Origin of the sequence: Staphylococcus sp. HMSC055C03 (assembly GCF_001809385.1) — a bacterium.
GTDB lineage: Bacteria > Bacillota > Bacilli > Staphylococcales > Staphylococcaceae > Staphylococcus > Staphylococcus simulans.
In genome coordinates, this window is the sequence record NZ_KV797481.1 from 84,023 (window position 1) to 90,659 (window position 6,637).

6 protein-coding genes and 1 riboswitch are annotated in these 6,637 nt (G+C 36.2%); of the genes, 2 read left to right on the forward strand and 4 right to left on the reverse strand.

Annotated features, from left to right (window positions below):
- Positions 1 to 319 precede the first annotated feature (319 nt).
- The 3 genes from HMPREF2603_RS03305 to norA form a co-directional block, all read right to left on the reverse strand.
- Entirely contained in the window at positions 320 to 1,273 is a 954-nt protein-coding gene (locus HMPREF2603_RS03305; protein WP_070462499.1) for a lactate/malate family dehydrogenase, read from the reverse strand.
- A 15-nt stretch (positions 1,274 to 1,288) separates the two neighbouring features.
- Positions 1,289 to 2,101 carry a MetQ/NlpA family ABC transporter substrate-binding protein gene (locus tag HMPREF2603_RS03310; RefSeq protein ID WP_002481486.1) on the reverse strand — a complete coding sequence of 271 codons (813 nt, stop codon included), beginning with the start codon at positions 2,099 to 2,101 and terminating at the stop codon, positions 1,289 to 1,291.
- A 94-nt stretch (positions 2,102 to 2,195) separates the two neighbouring features.
- Positions 2,196 to 2,301, reverse strand: a riboswitch (SAM riboswitch).
- A 133-nt stretch (positions 2,302 to 2,434) separates the two neighbouring features.
- On the reverse strand, positions 2,435 to 3,604 hold the full coding sequence (gene norA / locus HMPREF2603_RS03315) for a multidrug efflux MFS transporter NorA (RefSeq protein ID WP_023015415.1): 1,170 nt from the start codon (positions 3,602 to 3,604) through the stop codon (positions 2,435 to 2,437).
- A 286-nt stretch (positions 3,605 to 3,890) separates the two neighbouring features.
- Between norA and HMPREF2603_RS03320 the strand changes: the two genes are divergently transcribed.
- Together HMPREF2603_RS03320 and HMPREF2603_RS03325 are read left to right on the forward strand one after the other, a co-directional pair.
- The gene (locus tag HMPREF2603_RS03320; RefSeq protein ID WP_060804100.1) at positions 3,891 to 4,508 is read left to right on the forward strand and encodes a DUF1361 domain-containing protein; all 618 of its coding nucleotides are present in this window, start codon (positions 3,891 to 3,893) and stop codon (positions 4,506 to 4,508) included.
- Positions 4,505 to 4,780 (forward strand): hypothetical protein, encoded by a 276-nt coding sequence (locus HMPREF2603_RS03325; RefSeq protein ID WP_023015416.1) that lies wholly within the window; start codon positions 4,505 to 4,507, stop codon positions 4,778 to 4,780. The genes HMPREF2603_RS03320 and HMPREF2603_RS03325 overlap by 4 nt, the downstream gene beginning before the upstream one ends.
- A gap of 76 nt (positions 4,781 to 4,856) precedes the next feature.
- Here HMPREF2603_RS03325 and HMPREF2603_RS03330 read toward each other — a convergent pair whose 3' ends face one another.
- Positions 4,857 to 6,392, reverse strand: a complete 1,536-nt coding sequence (locus tag HMPREF2603_RS03330; RefSeq protein ID WP_002481482.1) for an SLC13 family permease — start codon at positions 6,390 to 6,392, stop codon at positions 4,857 to 4,859.
- Between the last annotated feature and the right edge of the window lie 245 nt (positions 6,393 to 6,637).

The window sequence follows — 6,637 nt, forward strand, 5'->3', positions numbered from 1 at the left end:
TCGTGATTTCAATATTAACATAAAAAACATGACATTTTGGTAGGTAGTAAGCTATTTAAAACAAATGTAATATACGTAACATATGTAACAGAACCGACACGAAATGTAGTGAGATAAAGTTGAGTTGTGTAAGAGCTTTCAATAGTGTTTTAACTGTCTTTCAGAAGTTAAATTAAATTATATTCTCTTTTTATCATACTCATAAAATGACAAAGCAGCGTCTTGTATGACAATATATTACGATTGAGTATGATTATCAAAGAATTATTACAAAAATAAAACGAGCAACCTGATGTTAGATTGCTCGTTTATATGACGGTTATACTTGTGCTTGAATTGCCGCTTCGCCCTGTTCAATCGCAGTTTGAATGAAGTTATGTGCCGCTTCCAATTGTTTTTGTTCTTCATTAGACAATTCAATCGGCAAACGCTGTTTCACACCGTTTCTATCAACCAGTGTCAATAAACTTAATGCACCATCGACTAATCCATAAGCACCTTGAACTAATCCGCTGACGGGTTCAATACTATGTTCATCAAATAAAATCGACTGTGCAAGTTGAACAGCCGCTCTTGAAATCGCTGAGTTTGTCCAACCTTTTTTCTTAAAGACATCAAACGCGACTTCGTCAATTGCCGTAGAAATCGCTCCACGATCAATGGGCGCATGACCTGTCAATTGTTCAAATTCTGGTAATTCAATCCCATGAATACGCACGCGACTCCAGATTGGCACACAATGTGAACCATGTTCTCCTAATACAAAACCTTCTACATCTTTAGGATCCACATTGTAGTGATCAGCAATTAAAGTACGAAAACGTGCTGACTCTAAAATGGTACCTGTACCGATCACTTTATCAGATGGGTAGCCTGCTTGATGCGCAAGATACGTCATCGCATCCACTGGATTTGAAATTAAAATGACGATAGCTTCTTTCGTCACAGCTGATAATTGTCTAAACACATCATTCACAATAACGCTATTCGCTTTAGTGAGTAAGGTACGATCTTTCATGTCTGGTGTCGAAGCCGCACTCGCTGACACAATCACCACATCCACATCTACTAAGTCTTGATAACTGCCTTCATGAATTTTTGTGCGATGTGTATGATTCAAACCTTGTATATGATGATGATCCAACACTTCACCTTGTGCTAAGTTTTCATTCGTATCAATCACGACAATTTCTGAAAAATGTCCTAAATATTGTGCATCTGTTAAGACTTGGCTGCCTACACGTCCTACACCAATAATTCCTAATTTAGCCATATTCATTCGACTCCTTTACTTCGCTTCATATGGTATTACGTCTTTACCGTATTCTTTCTTAATGAATTCTTTCATGTCTTTAGACTGTAATACTTTGATGAGTTCTTGGAATTTTTTATCGTCTTTATGACCTTCTTTAACTGCTAAAATATTCGCAAATGGTGATGATTCATTTTCCATCACAATCGCATCTTTCGAAGGTGTTAAACCATTATCAATCGCATAGTTTGAGTTCATAATAACAGCAGCACCTTCACCGCTTTTATATGTTTTTGGCAAGAACTCTGCACCTTGTTGATTATTGAATTTTAAATCTTTTTTATTTTCAACAATGTCATCGAATTTCGCATCTTCAATTTTCACGCCATCTTTGATTTTAACTAAGCCTTCATTAACGAAGAAAGATAAGAAACGTCCTTCTTCAGCGGGGTTGTTTGAAACATAGATTGTTGAACCTTTTGGAATATCTTTGATGTTTTTATATTTTTTACTGTAAACACCCATTGGTGTTGTGAAGACTTTACCGACTTCTTCAATTTTATAACCATGTGACTTTCTTTCAGCCTTTAAATAAGGAACGTGTTGGAAAAGGTTCGCATCCACGTCTCCTTTATCTAATAATTTATTAGGTACTTTATAATCATTAACGACTTTAACTTCTAAATCATACCCTTTATCTTTCATAGCTTTTTTCGCATGTTCTAATACCTCACCATGCGGAGCTGGAGAAGCTGCTACTGTGATTTTCTCCTTGTCTCCACCTTTGCCGCACGCTGCGAGTACGACCAGTAATACCAATAACCCGATTAAACTACTTACTTTCTTCATTTCCACTGCACCATCCCTATGTAATATTTATCAAATCACCCTTAACAAAAGAAAAAAGCCTTCTCATTAAAATAAGAGAAAGCTTTCATTCTTTCTCTCATCTTCAAAAGTCTATGACTTTTTGTGAATTAGCACCACTTCGTTTACACGATGGTTGCTGGGCTTCGTCGGGCACATCCCTCCGCCTCTCTTGATAAGAGTTCTATTTGATTGAATTGTATTAAGGTTACCACCAGTGACACATTTCGTCAATGTCATTTTCAAATTTTTCAGATAAATAAAAATTAAAAGCATGCTGTTGCAAACACAACAGCACACTTTCTATATCATACTCTAACTTTGTTTCAACTTTCTGCTTTTTCTAATGGTCTTCTCAACCATAATAATCACAATCCCTAATAACATGACTGTCACGGACATATACAATGGAAATTCTAAGTTCACATCATATAATGTACCTGCAACGAGCGGGCCTGCGAAGTTCCCCATACTTGTGAAGGTAGAGTTCAAGCCTCCTGCTAACCCTTGACGATTACCCGCAATATTCGAGAAGTAATTCGTTATAGCTGGACGTATCATATCAAAACCGATAAATACTATAAAACTGATAATCATAATTGACCAGTAATGATGTGCAACAATCAATAAAAACAACATAATTGCTGAATAAAGCAGTGATAATTGTATAAATGTTAATTCTTTAAAGTACTTCATAAATTTATCGAACAAGAAGATTTGGAAGATCGCACCTGCTAAGCCACCGCCTGTGATCGCGATAGAAATATCTTTTGGCGCGTAATGTGCTTTATCTGCAGTATATAATGGATAAAGTGTTTCAAATGCTGCAAGTCCAAATGCTAAAACGAACGTAATGATTACCGGGGTAATAAAAGCTTTGATATTAATTTTAGCTAAATCTTGCGGTTCGATAACTGTATGGAAACCATCTGTCGTTTCGCGTTTTGCACCTTGGATAAAGAATAAAGAACAAAAGAATGCTACGACACCTAGGCTCCCAGCGAAGTAGAATGGCAAACGGTGAGAGAACTCTGCCATAAAGCCGCCAAAGCCAGGTCCTAAAATGAAGCCGGAGTTAATAATTGCTGACATATAGCCGAAGTTTTTCGCTTTATCTTCAGGACGTGAGATATCTGCAATCATACCTGTAACCCCAGGCATTACCATACCTGCACTGAAACCACCGATAATTCTTGAAACAATCAAAAGTGGATAGTTGCTGCTCATCGCAAAGATGAACTCAGAAACAGCGAATAATACTAAACCGATACAAATAATTAATTTCTTCCCTAATTTATCAGCTAAGTTGCCTCCGAATGGCGAAATTACCATTTGCGCTAACGCAAAGGCCGCAACAAGAATACCTAAATCACTTCCATTTAAACCTAAGTCCTTTAAATAGACGGGTAACACCGGTACAACTAATCCGATACCTAAGAAGACTAGAAAAATATTAAAATATAAGGTGATTAATTGCTTACTCATGATTTCCTCCTTTATTGCGTTGTTTGATTCAGTCAAATTTTTCGTGACTACCTATTATACACCATAGTTATTCTGCGGCTCAATCAAATAATATTGAATTATTTTAGTCTAATTCTTCCCTCATTTCTTTTTTCTATGCTTAACGTGTCTTTTAAATGCTATACTTTTAATTGATATCTAGGCTGAAAACCTGTAATATATTCATCTAAATACGTCTGAAACACGAGTATTGTTGTTTTCAGATAATCCATCCGTTAACAGGGATGTTTAAAGAGAGGACTTTGAAATGCAATCACGTTATATTGCACGCATATTATTTGTGATATTAATGCTGCTGACATTGCCTTTAAATCAATTTTACCAATTCATGGCATTAAACTTATTCTTAGCATATATTCCTTTTGAACTCGTTTGGTTACTTAAGCTATTTATACCGAAGCGACGTTTCGAATGGCCGCTATTTATTGTTTTCGCAGCAATCTTTGTCTTAATCTTCCCGAATACCTTTTATATGGTGACAGATCTTATCCACCTTAACCAATTTGCATTTACGATTATGGAAGGGGTCAGACCTATAGAATGGTTGTACTTTACCTTCTTAGTCGGTGGCGTCTGTTTTGCAGTTTATTGTTATATTTTGATTAACATTGAGTTATTCCATTTAACCAATAAACCTTTATTCAATTACATTATCGTCATTGGCTTAATGTTTGTAAATAGTTTAGGAATTGCGATGGGACGATTCTTGAGATTCCATAGTGTCTACTTAGTCACTCAACCACTTTCTATTATCAGAGATGTTGTTCAATTCTTAGACGCGAAAGGTCTTTTCTTCTTATTCGTTATGACCTTGCTACAAGCAATGATATTGATCATGGTGAAAGGAGTGCGCATGGCAAAATGACAATGCAACTTCTTGTTTTTATTGCGGTACTGATAGTTATCCAATTGATTATCGGACACTTTATCCATGAGATTGGTTTTTCATTTCTTGTCAGTATCGGTTTAATGCTGCTGCCATTAGGTATCGGTATCTACTTGCTTCAAATCGCTTATTTTGAACAAAAGTATCCGAATTGGGAAGTACCATTCAATGTAAAGCTACGTTTGAAATATATGTATCTTTTAACGTTCGTAGAATATATAGCGCTTTATGTGTGTTTCTTTGTATGGTAATACTAAAACCTACATGTTATTTCTAAAGAAAAGACGATGGACTTGATGCCATCGTCTTTTTGAATTCATTATGATTTTATATTAAACCTAACCATTTCCAGTATGTGAAACTGAAGATCAGAATCAAGATATAACCTACTACTGTTAATGGAATACCTGCTTTCAAGAAGTCTTTAACTGTAAATGTACCTGAACCATAAGCTAACATGTTTTGTGGTGCACTTACTGGTAATAAGAAACCGAAACTAATTACAAATTGTTGGATCAACACAAAGCCGATGCTTTGATCGCCTAAATGTAATGTTGCTGTTAAAGAAATAAAGACTGGAATCAAGGCAGAAGATAAACTTGTTGCACTTGCGAAACCTAAATGAATTAAGATATTAAATAAAGTAATCAATGCGATTGTCGCAATCAATGGTAAATGTTGTAAGCCCATTAAACCGAACGTCTTATCACTTAACCACTGCGCACCGCCAGTATTTAATAATACGTTTCCGAGTGAGATACCAATACCAAAGACAATAATTGTTCCCCATGGAATATGTTTCTCCGCTTCTTTCCAACTCATCACACCAATTTTAGGTGTTAACATAATTGCCATCGCAACTAAAGTGATTGAAGATGAATCAATTGGATGTAATATTTTCTCAGTTGACCAGAATAATAATAATAAAACAGAAATCACAATCAAACGCCACTCACGTGGTGACACTGGGCCTAATTTATTTAATTCTTTCTGAATTAATTCTTTACCGCCCTTCACTTCTTTTTGTTCTGGCGGCATAACTTTCAACATAATGAAGTAAAGTGCAATCGACATTAAAATAGACCAAGGTGCTGCATATAAGAACCATTGTCCCCATGAAATATCATGACCAAAACTTTGGTTGATAAAATTGACTGCAACGATATTTTGAGCAGCTGCTGTCTTAATACCGATGTTCCAAATAGATACTGCTTGTACTGCAGTGATAATTAATAAACCTGCAAGCTTACTTTCTTTAGAAGCTTTAAACGCCGCAATCATCCCTAACAAAATAGGTACAACTGCACCTGCACGCGCTGTCGCAGATGGTACGAAGAACGCTAAAATAATAGATACTATAATTGCACCCGCCACAATGCGGTTGGTCTTATTACCCACAATCGATAAGACCAATAATGCTAAACGTTTATGCAAATTAGTAATCTGCATGGCAGCTGCTAAGAATAGCGCTGCTGCTACTAAAGCAACTGCTGAAGTTGAGAAACCACTGAATGCTAACTTCAAAGCATTGCCTGTTCCGAATAAATCCGCACCATGTAAAGCGGCACCATTTGCTTTAGGATTCCCTAGTTTTTCTGCTAAATCTTGTACAGGACTAAATCCTAATAATAGTATGATCAAAGCTACAATCATCGTTGAGGATACTGGGTAAGAGACCGCTTCCGTCACCCACATAATGACCGCAAAGGCTAAAATCGCAAGTGACATTTTAGCCATTACCGGAATACCGCTCACTGGTATCAACACAATCGCTATCAATACGATAAAACTGATGATAATCCATAGCGGCTTCACACCCTTTTGCTTCTTGTCAGATTTCACTGATGCTTCCTTTCTTGCCATATTGATTTCCTCCCTTATTTGCTTAGTGTACTCAAGAAGTACGTATTTTAAATATTTGAAAAGACGGCACGCTTATCCAGTCCCATACATTCGCACACCATTTTTCGAAATATTTAATCATTTTCAAGTCCATTATAACAAGAATGCGGTTACAAAAAGAGGGTTATTCGAAAATTTGTAGATTTTTTCACAATAAAACGAGAAAGTACAAAAAAGGGGTCGGGACATAAATGTTCTGACTTCTA

Bases quoted from the DNA above. Each gene is read 5' to 3' on its own strand.
- norA (WP_023015415.1), bottom strand. From the start codon at position 3,604: ATGAGTAAGCAATTAATCACCTTATATTTTAATATTTTTCTAGTCTTC.
- HMPREF2603_RS03310 (WP_002481486.1), bottom strand. From the start codon at position 2,101: ATGAAGAAAGTAAGTAGTTTAATCGGGTTATTGGTATTACTGGTCGTA.
- HMPREF2603_RS03330 (WP_002481482.1), bottom strand. From the start codon at position 6,392: ATGGCAAGAAAGGAAGCATCAGTGAAATCTGACAAGAAGCAAAAGGGT.
- HMPREF2603_RS03305 (WP_070462499.1), bottom strand. From the start codon at position 1,273: ATGGCTAAATTAGGAATTATTGGTGTAGGACGTGTAGGCAGCCAAGTC.
- HMPREF2603_RS03325 (WP_023015416.1), top strand. From the start codon at position 4,505: ATGACAATGCAACTTCTTGTTTTTATTGCGGTACTGATAGTTATCCAA.
- HMPREF2603_RS03320 (WP_060804100.1), top strand. From the start codon at position 3,891: ATGCAATCACGTTATATTGCACGCATATTATTTGTGATATTAATGCTG.